The 16,512-nt window shown below is 73.5% G+C and carries 10 protein-coding genes, 3 tRNA genes and 1 pseudogene; 7 read left to right on the top strand and 7 right to left on the bottom strand.

Features of this window, described 5'->3' with window-relative positions; all coding sequences use genetic code 11:
- Positions 1-8: 8 nt before the first annotated feature.
- Complete coding sequence (locus ACGF15_RS22560) at positions 9-1,490, top strand: AMP-binding protein (protein ID WP_392801388.1); 1,482 nt, start codon at positions 9-11, stop codon at positions 1,488-1,490.
- A gap of 81 nt (positions 1,491-1,571) precedes the next feature.
- On the opposite strand, the gene ACGF15_RS22555 is transcribed toward ACGF15_RS22560, so the two are convergent.
- Positions 1,572-3,179: a ricin-type beta-trefoil lectin domain protein gene (locus ACGF15_RS22555; protein ID WP_392801385.1), complete on the bottom strand. Its 1,608-nt coding sequence runs from the start codon at positions 3,177-3,179 to the stop codon at positions 1,572-1,574.
- Positions 3,180-3,814: 635 nt separating this feature from the next.
- On the opposite strand from ACGF15_RS22555, the gene ACGF15_RS22550 reads away from it, so the two are divergent.
- Complete coding sequence (locus ACGF15_RS22550) at positions 3,815-4,231, top strand: VOC family protein (RefSeq protein WP_345610319.1); 417 nt, start codon at positions 3,815-3,817, stop codon at positions 4,229-4,231.
- Positions 4,232-4,304: 73 nt separating this feature from the next.
- On the opposite strand, the gene ACGF15_RS22545 is transcribed toward ACGF15_RS22550, so the two are convergent.
- Entirely contained in the window at positions 4,305-4,520 is a 216-nt protein-coding gene (locus ACGF15_RS22545; protein ID WP_256523928.1) for a hypothetical protein, read from the bottom strand.
- A gap of 669 nt (positions 4,521-5,189) precedes the next feature.
- Here ACGF15_RS22545 and ACGF15_RS22540 point away from each other — a divergent pair.
- Positions 5,190-6,635: pseudogene (locus tag ACGF15_RS22540) on the top strand (glycosyltransferase family 39 protein); the annotation flags it as partial.
- A 250-nt stretch (positions 6,636-6,885) separates the two neighbouring features.
- Here ACGF15_RS22540 and ACGF15_RS22535 read toward each other — a convergent pair.
- The 3 genes from ACGF15_RS22535 to ACGF15_RS22525 all read right to left on the bottom strand — a co-directional run bounded on the left by ACGF15_RS22535 (position 6,886) and on the right by ACGF15_RS22525 (position 7,308).
- Positions 6,886-6,959, bottom strand: a tRNA-Ile gene (locus ACGF15_RS22535).
- Between the two features lie 198 nt (positions 6,960-7,157).
- Positions 7,158-7,230, bottom strand: a tRNA-Asn gene (locus tag ACGF15_RS22530).
- Between the two features lie 5 nt (positions 7,231-7,235).
- A tRNA-Asn gene (locus tag ACGF15_RS22525) sits at positions 7,236-7,308 on the bottom strand.
- Positions 7,309-7,480: 172 nt separating this feature from the next.
- Here ACGF15_RS22525 and ACGF15_RS22520 point away from each other — a divergent pair.
- From ACGF15_RS22520 to ACGF15_RS22505, 4 genes are all read left to right on the top strand, one after another.
- Positions 7,481-7,780, top strand: coding sequence for a YtxH domain-containing protein (locus ACGF15_RS22520; RefSeq protein WP_360652174.1), 300 nt, complete (start codon positions 7,481-7,483; stop codon positions 7,778-7,780).
- A gap of 35 nt (positions 7,781-7,815) precedes the next feature.
- The gene (locus tag ACGF15_RS22515; RefSeq protein WP_345610324.1) at positions 7,816-9,261 is read left to right on the top strand and encodes an FGGY family carbohydrate kinase; all 1,446 of its coding nucleotides are present in this window, start codon (positions 7,816-7,818) and stop codon (positions 9,259-9,261) included.
- Positions 9,262-9,452: 191 nt separating this feature from the next.
- Complete coding sequence (locus ACGF15_RS22510; protein ID WP_392801379.1) at positions 9,453-11,186, top strand: ABC transporter ATP-binding protein; 1,734 nt, start codon at positions 9,453-9,455, stop codon at positions 11,184-11,186.
- Complete coding sequence (locus ACGF15_RS22505) at positions 11,183-13,123, top strand: ABC transporter ATP-binding protein (RefSeq protein ID WP_392801376.1); 1,941 nt, start codon at positions 11,183-11,185, stop codon at positions 13,121-13,123. The genes ACGF15_RS22510 and ACGF15_RS22505 overlap by 4 nt, the downstream gene beginning before the upstream one ends.
- A gap of 50 nt (positions 13,124-13,173) precedes the next feature.
- Here the strand turns inward: ACGF15_RS22505 and ACGF15_RS22500 are convergent, their stop codons facing one another.
- Positions 13,174-14,253: an RNA polymerase sigma factor gene (locus tag ACGF15_RS22500; protein ID WP_376427546.1), complete on the bottom strand. Its 1,080-nt coding sequence runs from the start codon at positions 14,251-14,253 to the stop codon at positions 13,174-13,176.
- A 335-nt stretch (positions 14,254-14,588) separates the two neighbouring features.
- The gene (gene dnaG / locus ACGF15_RS22495; protein WP_392801373.1) at positions 14,589-16,499 is read right to left on the bottom strand and encodes a DNA primase; all 1,911 of its coding nucleotides are present in this window, start codon (positions 16,497-16,499) and stop codon (positions 14,589-14,591) included.
- Positions 16,500-16,512: the final 13 nt, after the last annotated feature.

Genomic DNA, 16,512 nt, shown 5'->3' with positions numbered 1-16,512 from the left:
GTCGACCCGTGAGTTCGCTCTTTCCCGCGCTGGCACCGGCCGGCGGCCGCCTCGACCGGACCGCCCTGCGCTTCGGTGACCGGTCCCTGACCTACCGGCGGCTCGCCGGTGCGGCGGGCGCCCTCGCCGGGGAGCTCGCCGGGGAGCTCGCCGGGGAGGCGCCCGGGGCCGAGGGGCCCCGTCCGGTGGCGGTCTGGGCCGTGCCGTCACCGGAGACGGTGGTCGGCACGGTGGCCGGGCTGCTGGCGGGGCGCCCGGTGGTGCCGCTCAACCCCAAGGCGGGGAGCCGGGAGCTGGCGCACGTCCTCGGTGACAGCGACCCGTCGGCCGTGCTGACCGCCCCCGGCGAGGCACTGCCCGGTCCGGCGGACGGACTCCGGCGGACGGACGTCCGCCTCGACGCCGAGGGCCCGCTCCCCGCGCGGGAGCCGGAGCCCGGCGCGGCGGCGCTGATCGTGTACACCTCGGGGACCACCGGGCCGCCGAAGGGGGCTGTGCTCCCGCGCCGGGCGCTCGCCGCCACCCTGGACGCACTGGCGGACGCCTGGGCGTGGACCGACGCGGACGTCCTGGTGCACGGCCTGCCGCTGTTCCATGTGCACGGCCTCGTGCTCGGCGCGCTCGGCCCGCTGCGCCGCGGGGGCGAGCTGCGGCACCTGGGCCGTTTCACACCCGAGGGCGTGGCGCGCGGGCTCGGCGGCGGGGGGACCATGCTCTTCGGGGTGCCGACGATGTACCACCGGCTGGCCGAGTCCCTGGAGACGGAGCCGGGGCTGGTCGGGGCGCTGGCCGGTGCGCGGCTGCTGGTCTCGGGCTCGGCGGCCCTGCCGCTGCCCGTCCACCGGCGGATCGAGGCCGCCACCGGGCGGCGGGTCGTCGAGCGGTACGGCATGACCGAGACGCTGATGAACACCAGCGTGCGGGCCGACGCGACCGGTGGGCCGGGCACCGTGGGAGTACCGCTGCACGGGGTGGACCTGAGGCTCGTCGGGGAGGACGGCGGGGTGCTCACCGGCCGGGACGGCGAGACGATCGGTGAGGTCCAGGTCCGGGGGGAGAACCTGTTCAGCGGCTATCTGAACCGTCCGGACGCCACGGCCGCCGCCTTCGACGGCGACTGGTTCCGCACCGGCGACATGGCGGTACGCGAGCCGGACGGCCGGGTGCGGCTGGTCGGGCGCAGGGCCACCGACCTGATCAAGAGCGGCGGCTACCGCATCGGGGCGGGCGAGGTCGAGAACGCGCTGCTGGACCATCCGCGGGTCCGCGAGGCGGCGGTGACCGGTGAGCCGGACACCGCGCTCGGGGAGCGGGTCGTGGCCTGGGTGGTGGCCGCGGACCCGGCGGCGCCGCCGTCCGCGGCGGAGCTCGCGGACCATGTGGCCCGGGTGCTGTCCCCGCACAAGCGGCCCCGCCGGGTGCGGTTCCTGGACGCCCTGCCGCGCAACGACATGGGCAAGGTGGTGAAGCGGGCGCTGGGCACCGGGTGACGCTCCGAGCCTCCCCGGCGGACCGCCGGGGAGGCTCGCGGCCCCGGGGGCCGGTGCCCCCCGGGGCGGGGGCACCGGCCGTCAGGGTGCGTGGTGTACGGGGCGGAGCGCGGCGGCGCGGTCGGTGCGGCCGAGCGCCGTCGAGCCGGAGTGGGGCGCGGTGGTCGCCCAGGCCTGGCCGGGCGAGTCGTCGCGGACCTTGACCACCAGCGGCGAGCCCGGGTCGGTGGCGGCGGGCAGGACGGCCAGGTTCTCGTTCCAGCGCGGGACGAGCTGCCCCTGGATGGTCAGGTCGTACCGGGTGTCGGGGCCCTCGGGGGCCGTGCGGGCCGTGCAGTTGGTCGCGACAACGATGCCATCGAGCCCGCGGGAGTTCAGGCACAGTCCCGGAGCCTGCGCGCTGCGCAGGCGGCCGTCGGTCTCGTACACCCAGCGCTGGCTGGGCGTGGACGAGCAGGCCGCCATCAGCACGTCCGCGTCGGCGGTGGCCCGGCCTCCGGCGAAGTCGACGCAGAGCTCGGCCTCGACGCCGCGCAGGACGATGGTCAGGGGGCCGGTCTGGCGGCCCGCGGAGGTGGCCGAGGGCCGGGGTTCAGCGGTCCCGGGCGCGGTGGCGGGCGGCTCACCGCCGGGGGCGGCGGAGCCGCCGTGCTCGGAGTCGTCGGAGGACAGCACGGCCACCAGGGCGGCGGCCAGCACCGCGGTGACGGCGACGAGTCCGAGCACCGTGGCACCGGTGCGCTCCACGGCGGCGCGGCGGCCCCGGTCCACCAGGCCGGGCACGGCGGCGCGGGCGCGGCCGGAGCGCGAGTGGCGCCCGCGGGGGGCGCTCGGGGGTGCCGCTCCGCCGTCCGCCGCGTCGCCCCGGAGCCTGGCCTGGCGCCGCCGCCCGGGCCGGGAGGCGAGGTAGGGGCCGGCCGCCCCGCCCAGCAGGGCCTCGGCGAGGAGGGGGCCGAGGCGTCCGTCGGACTGGCGCAGTTGCTCGGCGGCGTACCGGCAGTAGGCGCACTCGGAAAGGTGCACCTGGATGTCGGGTATCAGGGTTTCGCCGCGCCGCAGGGATATGTCGAGAAGTCGGTTGTAGTGGCGGCAATCCGCGGTGGGCGCGTGCTCGCGGTGAGTGCGGACGCAGGTCTGCCGGAACTGTTCGCGCGCCTGAACGAGTCGGGCGGACGCTTCCCGGGGATCGGCCCCGAGCAGGGCCGCCGGTACGGATATGCCTTCGGCTTCGGTCTCGACGTGCCAGAGCAGGACCTGGTCCTCGACGGGCATGGCCTGGAACGCCCAGGAGGCCAGCTGCCTTTCCTCGGAGGGTGGTTCGGGGGCCGACAGGCCGGGGACCAGGGCGGCGGCACGGGGGTCGCTCGACCACGCGCCGGCGAGGTGGCGGGCCGCCACGAGCAGGTGGGGGCGGACCGCTCCCGCGGCTCCGCCCCGCGCGAGGCGGTCCGTGAGCTGGGCGAAGGCCGCCGTGGCCAGCATCGACGCCGCCTGCGCGGAGGGTGCGCACAGGGCCGCGTAGTCGAAGAGCGGCTGCCAGTGCCGGGACAGCAGTGCGGCGACGGGATAGGTCGCCGGCCGGTCGGCGGCTGCCGTCTGCAGGGCTGCGGCAAGCTCGGCGTCGGAGGGTCCCGACGCGCTTCCCGCCTGCTCGTGGGGCACGCTCACGGGCGTGCTGGGGTGCTGCATAGACGTCTTTCCATCCATGGCATTGCGGGTGGGGGGTTACTGACGGGCCATCGGCTCCGTTCGGCAGAGCCGGCCGCCGACGGAAAGGTGCGCGACTATTGGTACACACCTTTCTGCGGGCGACGCCGGTCCCCTTGTGGAGGGCTTCACCCGAAATTCGAACGATTGATCAGCTTGCATCTGTTCGGTAACGAGGAGCCTCACCCTGGCACAACTGGCCTGCCATGAACAAGAGTTCCGGAACCCGCACCATTGACAGGGTCCAGGTCAAGCCATGCCATGATCGGGAAAGCGCTTACTGCAGCACGAGTAAGAACAACAATGCGAAGTCATCGGAAGCGGACTCCTTGACGCTCGCCCGAAAGGCCTTCACCCGCCGCCGGGTTACCGCGCGAAACCTGCGCACCGAATACCCCCGCCTCCGGGAGCACACGACAGGGGGGCGCACCACACGCGCCCCGCCCCCCTCCGGAGGCCGGACCGCCCCCTTCCGGGGAACCCGGCACGAGGGCACCCCTCCACCCTCCGGGGCACCGCATCCGGCCGCCGCATCCGGCACCGCACGCCGGTCCACCGGGAACCGCCGAGCAGACCGTAAGGTGCAATTCCGGCATATCTCGCGAAAGGAACCTGTGGTGGCCACTCGGCTCAACCCGTACCTCAGCTTCGACGGCGACGCGAAGCAGGCGATGGAGTTCTACCGCGACGTCTTCGGCGGCACCCTGGCCACTCACACCTACGGCGAGTACGGGGCCGACCAGGACGGCGCGCACGCCGACCGGATCATGCACGCCCTGCTGGAGACACGCGCGGGCCTCACACTCATGGGCGCCGACGCCCGACCGGGCACGGAGCACGCCCCGGGGAACGCCTACGCGGTCAGCCTCAGCGGGGACGACGACACCGAACTGCGCGGCTACTGGGAGAAGCTGTCCTCCGGCAGCACCGTGGAGGTGCCGCTGGAGAAGCAGATGTGGGGCGATGTCTTCGGGATGTGCCGGGACCGCTTCGGCGTCTCGTGGATGGTCAACATCACGGCGCCGCAGAACTGAGCGGGCCGCCGCGGCGCCCGGCGACACGGCGGCCGGGTGCCGCCCCGCGGCGGCACCCGGCACCCCCGCTCGCTCACACGGCAGCCACGGCGTCCAGCCGTCCGGCCTTCGCCTCCTCGACCAGGGAGGCGAACTGGTCGGCGCTCATCTCGACCTTCTGGCCGAAGTCGTCGGTGATCACGACCCTGCGCTCGGCGGGGGCGCTCTCGTCGACGAAGAGCTGCGGGCATCCGCAGTCGCACTTGCCGCAGAAGGTCGCCAGGGGTTCGAGGGAACCGGGAACGGTCATCGCATTCACTCTCCTGAGAGTTGGCCCTGCGGGCCGGTCCGGTCTCCGGCCCGACGCCTTCGGTCTGCCCCGCCCGCCCCCATCGCAAGCACCCGGGGCGCCGCCCCCTGGCGCAGGGGTCGGCCCGCACGTGCACCCGATGCCCCCGGACGCGGCCGGCACACGGGAACCCCCGGCACCCCCCGGACGACGGCGGGGCGGGCGGCAGGCGCACCGGGCAGGGACTCCGCCGGCGGAATTCCGTTCACGGCCCCGGCATCGCACGGCATGGTTTTCCGCCACTTTTCTCGGTGTTGCCGAGACACCGCAGGCAGACCGTTCCCGGGGCACCACGCCCTTTCCCTCTGCAATTCCCGGATCCGCGCCCCGTCCGCCCGCCGTGCGCCGGTCGCCCCTGCCGGCCGGCCCGGGTGCGGCGCCCCCGGGCACCGCCCCGCACCGTCGGGGCCGCCCCTCCCCCACCGTCCCCTTCCGGCACCGTCCCCTTCCGGCAGCGAACATGACGGCACCGCAGCTTCGGGCGGAGCCTCGCTCACGGCGCGGTGATCACACCCGGTAGGCTCACCGTGCGCTGTCGGCCTGCCTGACCCTGCGGACTCACGCCGAGCGCCACACCGTTCACACCGTGAGATCGCCTGCGTGGATTCGGCCGGCCGGGGGGCACCGACATTGACGGGTTCAACCGATTTCCGCTGTCGGCTCCGCGTACCCCTGTGGCTCCTTCCCTTCCTGTGGACCGTTGCGCTCGGCCTGTGGGGGCTTTCGCGTGAGGACAGCGTCTGGCGGGACGAGGCGGCGACCTGGCAGGTCGCCCTCCGGTCCACCGGCGACATCACGCGCATGCTGGAGAACGTCGACGTCGTCCACGCCCTCTACTACCTGTTCGTGCACGCGTTGTTCGAGTGCTTCGGTCCCTCGACCACCGTGCTGCGGCTGCCGTCGGTCCTCGCGACCGCCGTGGGGGCGGCATGTGTGGCGGAGCTCGGCCGGCGGCTCTGCGGGACGTCGGCGGCCCTGGGCGGGGGGTTCGCGTTCGGGCTGCTGCCCGCGGTGCAGTTCTACCTTCAGGAGGGCCGTCCCTACGCCCTGGTCGCGGCGGGCTCCGGACTCTCGACGCTCGTGCTCGTGGCACTGCTGCAGGGGCGGCGGAAGCGGTGGGCGTACTGGACGGCCTACGGCTGCACGGTCCTCGTATGCGGCCTCCTGAACTGGCTCTCGCTGCTGATACTGCCCGCGCACCTGGCGACCCTGGTGTGGGCGGGAGCCGAGCGCGGGACATGGGCTCGCTGGGCCGCGGTGTCCACCGCGGCCGCAGCAGGCGCGGCGCCGCTGGTCCTCTTCAGCAGCGCCCAGTCGGGTCAGGTGTCCTGGATACCGCCACTGGCCTGGCACATGCTGATCGGACCGGCGGTCCTGCTCGTGATAGCGGGCATCGGGACCCTGGTGGAACCTCCCCCCGCGGGGCGCCTCCCGGCCGCGGCGGTCGGGCTGCCGCTGCTCGCGGTGCCGCAACTCGCCCTTCTCGGCATCTCGCTGGTCAAGCCCCTCTTCGTCGACCGGTACGTGCTGTTCAGCCTGCTCGGTGAGGCCCTGCTGATCGGTGTGCTCCTCAGCGCCTTCGCGAGGGCCGTGCGCCGGCGGTCGTGGAGGGCCGCCCGCTGGGTCCTTCCCGTCGCCGTCCTCCTCGCCTCGGTCGCCCTGGCACCGCAGGCGCTCGCGAAGCGCTCGCCGGGGAGCCGCGTGGACGACGTCATGGCAGCCGCGGCGCAGGTGGAGCGGGTGACGCACTCGGGAGACGCCGTGCTGTTCGTCCCGGCGGCGCGGCGGGACACCAGGCTGGTCTCGCCCCACGCCTTCACGGGCCTGCGGGACATCGCGCTCAGGGAGTCCCCGGAATCCTCCGGCACCCTGAAGGGCGTGGAATGGCATGCCGCGCGGATACGGGCCGAGTTGCTCGCCCTGGACCGCGTCGTGCTCGTCACCGACGCGGGGGAGGTGTCCAGGCCCTTGCGTTCGGCGCGGGACCGGACCAAGATCTCCACGCTTCGGGAGCACTTCCGCCCGGTGGCCGACGCACAGCTCCGCGGCCGGAGGGTGACCGTGTACGAGAGGCGACCGCCGGGTCGGCCGTCGCGGCCCCCGGCCCCGGGGCCCGGCGGCCTCCTCGCGGCCCCGCCCGTGCGGCAGGATGCCGCTGCACGGGACGTCGCGGTTCCGCGGACCGCACCGCGCCCGCGCCACGGCGCGCACCATCCGGGTGGTGCCCGGTGTGTCGCTGCGGAACCCCGGTTCGGCCCGGGTGCATCGTGGGGCAGTCGAAAGCCCGCGGGTGCGGGGCGTTCCTCCCTGCTGCCACGGGCTGTTGTGGGGCGGGTGGGACTCGAACCCACGGCCGACGGATTATGAGTCCGCTGCTCTAACCGGCTGAGCTACCGCCCCTCACGGCGCGTCGCGCACATATGTGCGCGCCGTCTGCCGCAGCATAGCCGGTCATACGATCTCCCGCCTCGCCTGGTCGGCAACGCCTGACCATGAGGACTCCGCTGGTCGCCGCATGGTTCCGCCTCCGTGCAGAACGCACGAAATGTCGCACGGCACACGCGAAGAGGGCCCCCGCCGGGGGCCCTCTTCGCTCTGCTCCCCCGGCTGGACTCGAACCAGCAACCCTCCGGTTAACAGCCGAATGCTCTGCCAATTGAGCTACAGGGGACTGCGCTCCCCCGACTGGACTCGAACCAGTAACCTGCCGGTTAACAGCCGGCTGCTCTGCCAATTGAGCTACAGGGGATTGCTGCATGTGCACCGAACGTACCTACCGAGGGCTCCCCGGAGGGCGTGTGCTCGCTGCGACACATACATTAGCGCAAGCAGGGGGGTGCTCCGCCAATCGGTTCGGTGCCGGGTGATCACGCCACCCGGAGGGTAGGCGGGCAGCACCGACGCAACGGAAGGTGACACCCATGCGGTACAAGCTCACGTTCGTCGCCGGGCTGGCCCTCGGCTTCGTGCTCGGCGCACGGGCCGGGCGCGAGCGGTACGAGCAGCTCAAGAAGTCGGCACGCGAGATCTCGCAGAACCCCGCGGTGCGCAACGCGGCGGAGTCCGCCGCGCACAACGGACGGGAGGCCGCCGGCAAGGCGTTCCACGCCGTGAGCGACAGGATGGGAGAGCACGTGCCGGACTCGGTCGCCGAACGGGTCCGGGCCCTGCGCGAGCGCGGTCCCGCGGTGGAGGACGACTGGGGAACCAGCAACACCTGACGCGGCCCCCGTGCCCGTGCGGCAGAATTCCGGGCATGGGGATTGTCGCCGGATTGGACAGCTCGTCCGAGTACACACGCATCGTCGTCTGCGACGCCGACACGGGCGCGGTGCTGCGCCAGGGCTATGCGCAGCATCCCGTCGAGCCGAAGGCCACCGAGGTGGACCCGCAGTCCTGGCTGCTGTCCCTCGGCGAGGCCGCCGGTTCGGGCCTGCTGGAGGGCGTGGAGGCCATCGGCGTGTCCGCGCAGCCCCACGGGATGATCCCGCTCGACGCCCAGGGCGGGCTGGTGCGCCCGGCCCTGGTCGGCAACGACAGGCGCGCCCAGGTGGCGGCGGCGGACCTGGTGGACGCGCTCGGCGGGCGCCAGGCGTGGGCCGAGGCGGTCGGCTCGGTGCCGGGGGCCGCGCAGCCCGTCGCGAAGCTGCGGTGGCTCGCCCGGAGCGAACCCGAGGCCGCGCAGCAGGTGGCCGCCGTGCTCCAGCCGCACGACTGGCTGGTGTGGCAGCTCCTCGGACGGCCCGCCCGCCGCACGACGGACCGGGGTGCGGCCTCCGCCACCGGCTACTGGTCCGCCGCCACCGGCACCTACCGGCCCGACCTCGTGGAGATCGCCCTCGGTCACCGCTGCGCCCTGCCGGAGGTGCTCGGCCCGGCCGAGGCCGCCGGCACCACTCCCGAGGGGCTGCTGATCTCGGCCGGTACCGGGGAGACGATGGCCGCCGCCTTCGGCCTCGGGGTCGGCGTCGGGGACGCCGTGGTCTCGCTCGGGGCGTCCGGCTCGGTGATGGCGGTCCACCACGAGGCGCTGGCCGACCCGAGCGGGATGATCACCTCGTTCGCCGACGCCACCGGGATGCACCTGCCGGTGGTGCACACCCTCAACGCCGTCCGGGCGCTGCGCGGCACGGCCGAGATGCTGGGCGCCGGGGAGCTCGCGGAGCTCTCGGCGCTCGCCCTGGCGTCGACGCCCGGCGCCTCCGGACTGGTGCTCCTCCCCTATCTGGAGGGTGAGCGCACCCCCATGCTCCCGCACACCGCCGGCACCCTCAGCGGGCTGCGCCGCGAGTCGATGAAGCCCGAGCACCTGGCGCGGGCCGCCTTCGAGGGGATGCTCTGCTCCCTGGCCGACGCGCTCGACGTGCTGCGCGGGCGGGGCGTGTCCGTCGGGCGGGTCTTCCTGCTGGGGGCGGCCGCGGAGCTGCCCGCCGTGCAGGCGATCGCTCCCTCCGTCTTCGGGGCGCAGGTCGTGGTGCCGCAGCCCGCCGACTACGCGGCGCTCGGCGCCGCCCGGCAGGCGGCCTGGGCGCTGGGGGCCGCCCGGGGCACCCACTCCCCCGCGGCACCGCCCCGCTGGCAGGGCGCGGCGGCCCAGGTGTTCGAGGCGGGTGAGGAGGCGGCCGTCGGCAGCGCGGTGCGCCAGCAGTACGCGGCGACCCGCGAGCAGGTGCACCCGGGGGCCTTCCCGCCGGTGTCCTGAGTGCGGGCCCCGGCCGGGGCCGGCACCGGGCCGGGCCGCCGCCGCGGGGCGGCGGGGGCGCTCCGGTCCGGCCGTGTGCACCGGTGCGTGCGCACTCTTGACCCGGGCTTGGGAAAACCCTTGGGTGTCCGGTCCCCCGGTGGCGCAAGATGAGGTGACCCCCGATCTTCGCCGACCCCGAGAGACCGCACGTGCTGATACGACTGCTCCGGACCTATCTGGGCCCGTACAGACGCCCCATCGCCCTGCTGGTGGTGCTGCAACTGCTGCAGACCAGCGCCACCCTCTACCTGCCGAACCTGAACGCGGACATCATCGACCACGGTGTCGTGAAGGGTGACACGGGCTACATCCTCTCCCTCGGGGCGCTGATGATCGGCATCAGCGTCGTGCAGGTGCTCGGCAACATCGGCGCCGTGTACTACGGGGCGCGCACCGCCTCGGCCGTCGCAAGGGACATCCGTGCCGACGTCTTCGCCGGGGTCCAGGGCTTCTCGGCCCGCGAGCTCGGGCAGTTCGGCGCCCCCTCGCTGATCACCCGGACGACCAACGACGTCCAGCAGGTCCAGATGCTGGTGCTGATGGCCTTCACCCTGATGGTCTCCGCCCCGATCATGTGCGTCGGCGGCATCGTGATGGCGCTCGGCCAGGACGTGCCGCTGTCCGGGGTGCTGCTGGCCGTGGTGCCCGTGCTGGGCATCTCCGTGTCGCTGATCGTGAAGCGGATGCGGCCGCTGTTCCGCACGATGCAGGAGCGTCTGGACACGGTCAACCGGGTGCTGCGCGAGCAGATCACCGGCAACCGCGTGATCCGCGCCTTCGTCCGCGACGGCCACGAGCGGGAGCGCTTCCGGACGGCGAACCGGGAGCTCACCGACGTCTCCCTGGCCACGGGACGGCTGATGGCGCTGATGTTCCCCACCGTGATGACGGTGGTGAACGTCTCCTCGATCGCCGTGGTGTGGTTCGGCGCCCGGCGGATCGACAGCGGCGACATCGAGATCGGCGCCCTGACCGCCTTCCTCGCCTATCTGATGCAGATCGTGATGGCCGTGATGATGGCCACCTTCATGTTCATGATGGTGCCGCGGGCCGAGGTGTGCGCGGAGCGCATCCAGGAGGTGCTGGACACCGAGTCCAGCGTCCCCCCGCCCGACGCCCCCGTGCGGGAGCTGGGCGGGCGGGGCGTGCTGGAGATCCGGGAGGCGGACTTCCGCTACCCCGGCGCGGAGGAGCCGGTGCTGCGCGGGGTCTCGCTCACGGCGCTGCCGGGCCGGACCACGGCGGTCATCGGCTCGACGGGCAGCGGCAAGTCGACCCTGCTCGGGCTGGTCCCGCGGCTGTTCGACGTCACCGGCGGGCAGGTGCTGGTGAACGGCGTGGACGTGCGCGAGCTGGACCCGGCGGTGTCGGCCCGCACGGTGGGGCTGGTGCCGCAGAAGCCCTACCTGTTCGCGGGCACCGTGGCGAGCAACCTGCGCTACGGCAACCCGGAGGCGTCCGACGAGGAGCTGTGGCGGGCCCTGGAGGTGGCGCAGGCCGCCGACTTCGTCCGCGGCCTGGACGCCGGGCTGGAGGCGCCGATCTCCCAGGGCGGCACCAACGTCTCGGGCGGGCAGCGCCAGCGGCTGGCGATCGCCCGCACCCTGGTGCAGCGCCCGGAGGTCTACCTCTTCGACGACTCCTTCTCCGCCCTGGACTACGCGACCGACGCGGCGCTTCGGTCCGCCCTGGCCGAGGAGACCTCCGAGGCGACTGTGGTCATCGTCGCCCAGCGGGTCTCCACCATCCGCGACGCGGACCGGATCGTGGTCCTGGACGAGGGCCGGGTGGTGGGAGCGGGCACCCATGACGAACTGATGGCCGGCAACGGAACCTACCGGGAGATCGTGCTCTCCCAGCTGACGGAGGCTGAGGCGGCGTGAGCGGGCCGGGTGTCGGTGGACGGATGGCGGGCGGGGCCCCCACGGACCGTTCGATGGATTTCACGGGGTCGGGCAGGCGCCTGCTGCGCCGGCTCGCCCCGGAGCGGGCCGCGCTGTGGCCGATGCTGGCGGCCGCGGTGCTGAGCGTCGGGCTGTCGGTCGTCGGGCCGAAGATCCTGGGCATGGCGACCGACCTGGTCTTCGCCGGGGTGGTCGGCCGGCAGACGGCGGAGGGGGCCTCCAAGGAGCAGGTCGTCGCCTCGCTGCGCGAGCAGGGCGACGGCGGGCTCGCGGACATGCTCGCGGGCGTGGACTTCATCCCCGGTCAGGGGATCGATTTCACGGCGGTGGGCCGGGTGCTGCTCGCGGCCCTGGCGGTCTACGTGGGCGCGGGGCTGCTGATGCTGGTCGCCACGCGCCTGTCGACCGTGGTGATCAACCGGACCGTGTACCGGATGCGCGAGGACGTCCAGGGCAAGCTGGCCCGGCTGCCGCTGTCCTACTTCGACAGGGCGCAGCGCGGCGAGGTGCTCAGCCGGGCCACCAACGACCTCGACAACATCTCGCAGACCCTCCAGCAGACGATGGGGCAGCTGATCAACTCGCTGCTGACCATCGTGGGAGTGCTGGCGATGATGTTCTGGATCTCCCCGCTGCTGGCGCTGGTCGCGCTGGTGACGGTGCCGCTGTCGGTGGTCGTGGCGGCGAGGGTCGGCAAGCGCTCGCAGCCGCACTTCGTCCGGCAGTGGGCGTCGACGGGTTCGCTCAACGCCCATGTCGAGGAGATGTACACCGGCCACACGCTGGTGAGGGTCTTCGGGCGGCAGGAGGAGTCCGCGCGGCAGTTCGCCGAGCACAACGAGGCCCTGTACGAGGCGGGGTTCCGGGCGCAGTTCACCAGCGGCATGATGCAGCCGCTGATGTTCTTCGTCTCCAACCTGAACTACGTGCTGGTGGCGGTCGTCGGCGGGCTCCGGGTCGCCTCGGGCTCGCTGTCGATCGGCGACGTGCAGGCGTTCATCCAGTACTCCCGGCAGTTCTCGATGCCGCTGACGCAGGTGGCGTCGATGGCGAACCTGCTGCAGTCCGGCGTCGCCTCGGCGGAGCGGGTCTTCGAGCTGCTCGACGCCGAGGAGCAGGAGCCGGACGCGCCCCGGCAGGAGGGCCGGACGGCGGCCGGGCGGCCGGCGGGCCGGGTGGACCTGGAGAAGGTGTCCTTCCGCTACGAGCCGGACAGGCCGCTGATCGAGGGCCTGTCGCTGTCCGTCGAGCCGGGCCACACGGTCGCGATCGTGGGCCCGACGGGCGCGGGCAAGACCACGCTGGTGAACCTGCTGATGCGGTTCTACGAGGTGACCGGCGGGCGGATCACCCTGGACGGGACGGACATCGCCTCGATGCCGCGCGACGAACTGCGCGCGGACATCGGCATGGTGCTCCAGGACACCTGGCTGTTCGGCGGCACGATCGCGGACAACATCGCCTACGGTGCCGCGCGGGAGGTCAGCCGCGAGGAGGTCGAGGAGGCGGCGCGGGCCGCGCACGCCGACCGCTTCATCCGCACCCTGCCCGAGGGCTACGACACGGTGATCGACGACGAGGGCTCGGGCGTCAGTGCGGGGGAGAAGCAGCTGATCACCATCGCGCGGGCGTTCCTGTCCGACCCGGTGATCCTGGTCCTCGACGAGGCCACCAGCTCGGTCGACACCCGGACCGAGGTGCTGATCCAGCAGGCCATGGCCCGCCTGTCCCACGGCCGGACGAGCTTCGTCATCGCGCACCGGCTCTCCACCATCCGGGACGCCGACGTGATCCTGGTCATGGAGGACGGCGCGATCGTGGAGCAGGGCACCCACACCGAGCTGCTCGGGGCCCGGGGGGCGTACGCGCGGCTGTACGACGCGCAGTTCGCCCAGGCGGCGGTCGAGGTGGAGTGACCGCCTTCCGGGGGTGCCGCCCGGCGCGGCGCCCCCGGGGGCGAGCCCGCTCAGTCCAGGTAGCCGCGGAGCTGGTCGGCGAAGGCGTGGTCGCGGAGCCTGCCGAGGGTCTTGGACTCGATCTGGCGGATCCGCTCCCGGGTCACGCCGAAGAGCCTGCCGATCTCCTCCAGGGTGCGGGGTCTGCCGTCGACCAGTCCGTACCGCAGCTGGACCACCTTGCGCTCCCGCTCCCCGAGCGTGGACAGCACGGCCTCCAGGTGCTCGCGCAGCAGCAGGAAGGCCGCCGACTCCACGGGGGAGGCCGCGTCGCCGTCCTCGATGAGGTCGCCGAGGGCCACGTCCTCCTCCTCGCCGACGGGGGTGTGCAGCGAGATGGGCTCCTGGGCGAGCCGCAGCACCTCGCCCACGCGCTCGACCGGCAGGTCCAGCCGGGCCGCGACCTCCTCGGGCGTGGGCTCGTAGCCCAGCTCCTGGAGCATGCCCCGCTGGACGCGGACGACCCGGTTGATCAGCTCGACCACATGGACGGGCACCCGGATGGTGCGGGCCTGGTCCGCCAGCGCGCGGGACATCGCCTGGCGTATCCACCACGTGGCGTAGGTGGAGAACTTGTAGCCGCGGGCGTAGTCGAACTTCTCCACCGCCCGGATCAGCCCGAGGTTGCCCTCCTGGACGAGGTCGAGCATGGTCAGGCCGCGGCCCACGTAGCGCTTGGCCACGGAGACCACGAGCCGGAGGTTGGCCTCGATCAGGCGCCGCTTGGCGAGGCGGCCCATGACGACCAGGCGGTCCAGGTCCGCGGCGAGGCGGGAGTCGGGGTCGGTGCGGGCCAGCCGCTCCTCGGCGAACAGGCCCGCCTCGACCCGCCGGGCGAGCTCGACCTCCTCCTCCGCGCTGAGCAGCGGTATGCGGCCTATCTCGCGCAGGTACTGGCGGAACAGGTCGGACGAGGGGCCGGAGGGCTCGACCCTGCGGGGCGGCCCGGGCGGGCCGGCCTCCTCCGGCGGCCCGCCGGGGAGCGGTTCCGGCAGCACCTCGGGGTGGCCGGTGGGCGGCCCCTGGCCGGGCACCTGTCCGACCGGGGCGACGGCGAGGGCCGTCGCTGACGTGTTCGCGGTCTCGGTCAGGGTCCGGGTCTGCACGAGGGCGACCTCCAGGGTGATCGCTGCCGGTCGGGGGCGTTCGGCAACTCCGAGGGCTCAGGCACCGCCCCCCAGTGTGGGGTACGGCACATCGCCGCCACGAGGGGCGTGCGGGCACTTTCTGGAACCCGTTGTGACCGGACGGTTACGCGGATGCCCCCTTGTGTGCCGGTCTGGCGGGGTCGGCACAGGAGTCCGGAGCGGGTGGTGGAGCCGGCGGTCCCGCGGGGCGGCGACCGGGCCAGGGCCCCTCCGGCACAGGGCGTCGTTCGCCCGGAGGGCGGCCCGGCCGGGAGCGGCAGGGAGCGGCCGGACAGCCCTCAGAGGGCCGCGGCGCCCTGGTTGCGCAGGGCCTGGCCGTACTGCTGGAGCACCCAGAGGTCGCCCGCGACGGCCGCGTAGTGCTCCGGGTCCGCGGTGGTGCCGAGGCGGGACAGCTGGCCCTGGATGTCGCGCACCCGGCGGTCGACGGCGCGCAGGCGGACCGCCACCAGCTGCTCGCCCGCATAGATCTCGTCGACCGTCCGGCGCAGGATGGCCTCGACCGCGAGTTCGGTGACCATGGCGCGCACCCGGTCGTCGGGGGCGGCCTCGCGGACGGCGACCAGGTACGCCTGGGGGTCGGCGACGCCGCGCTCGGCACCGCCCGCCTCCATGATCGCCTGGCGGACGGCGGCGTAGGGGGCGGCGGTGAACTCGTCCGCGCCGTAGGCGTCGAAGGCCGGGGAGACCAGTTCGGGGTGCTGGAGGGCCAGCTTCAGCAGCTCGCGCTCGGTGGTGTGCACGGGGTTGCGCAGATGGAGCGCCGCGCCGCCGGAGCGGGGGGCGGCCGGGGCGTACTCCTCGCGGCCGGGTGCGCGGGGCGGCCCGGACGGCGGGCCGCCGCCCTGCCGTCCGCGCTCACGGGCCCAGCGGGCCAGCTGCGCCACCCGCTTGACGACGAACTGGGTGTCCAGGATGCCCAGGATGCCCGCGAGCTGGACGGCGGACTCGTGCTGGATGGCCACGTTCTTGATGCCCGCGACGATGGGGGCGGCCTCGTCGAGCGCGGCCGCGCGCCCGGCCGGGGTCTCCAGGTTGTGGCGGGCGACCGTGTGCCGGAGGGCGAACTCGAAGAGCGGGGTGCGCGTGTCGACCAGCTTCTGCACCGCCGCGTCGCCCTCGGCCAGGCGCAGCTCGCACGGGTCCATGCCGCCGGGGGTGATCGCGATGGAGGTCTCGGCGGCGAACTTCTGGTCGTCCTCGAAGGCCCGCAGGGCGGCCTTCTGGCCCGCCGCGTCGCCGTCGAAGGTGAAGATCACCTCCGCGGTGGCGTTGTCCATCAGCAGGCGGCGGAGGATCTTGATGTGGTCGCCGCCGAAGGCGGTGCCGCAGGTCGCGATGGCGGTGGTGACCCCGGCGAGATGGCAGGCCATGACGTCGGTGTACCCCTCGACCACGACGGCGCGGCTGGTGCGGGCGATCTCCTTCTTGGCGAGGTCGATCCCGTAGAGCACCTGCGACTTCCGGTAGATCGCGGTCTCGGGGGTGTTGAGGTACTTGGGGCCGTTGTCGTCCTCGCGGAGCTTGCGGGCGCCGAAGCCGACGACCTCGCCGGTGATGTCCCGGATCGGCCACATCAGACGGCCGCGGAAGCGGTCGATCGGGCCCCGGCGGCCCTCCTGGGACAGGCCGGAGAGGAGCAGTTCCTTGTCGGTGAAGCCCTTCCCGCGCAGGTAACGGGTGAGGTGGTCCCAGCCGGCCGGGCTGTAGCCGATGCCGAAGTGCTCGGCGGCGGACTGGGCGAAGCCGCGCTCGGCCAGGAACCTGCGGCCGATCTCCGCCTCCGGGGAGTCGAGCTGCTCCGTGTAGAAGGCGGCGGCGACGCGGTGCGCCTCGACCAGCCGGATCCGCTCCCCGCGCTGGTGGGCCGGGTTGTAGCCGCCCTCCTCGTAGCGCAGGGTGATGCCCGCCTGGGCGGCGAGGCGCTCGACCGTCTCGGAGAACGAGAGGTGGTCGATCTTCATCACGAAGGCGATCGTGTCGCCGCCCTCCTGGCAGCCGAAGCAGTGGAACAGGCCCTTGCTGGGGCTGACCTGGAAGGAGGGGGACTTCTCGTCGTGGAAGGGGCACAGGCCCTTGAGATTGCCGCCGCCGGCGCTGCGCAGCTGGAGGTACTCGGACACGACGGCGTCGATCGGGACCGCGTCCCGGACCGCCTTCACGTCGTCATCGTTGATCCTGCCTGCCACGCGTGAATTCTAC

Origin of the sequence: Streptomyces sp. NPDC048001, from assembly GCF_043203115.1 — a bacterium.
Classification (GTDB): Bacteria; Actinomycetota; Actinomycetes; order Streptomycetales; family Streptomycetaceae; genus Streptomyces; species Streptomyces sanyensis.
Note: the sequence above shows the minus strand (reverse complement) of the source record. Positions and strands in the feature narration are given on the sequence as shown.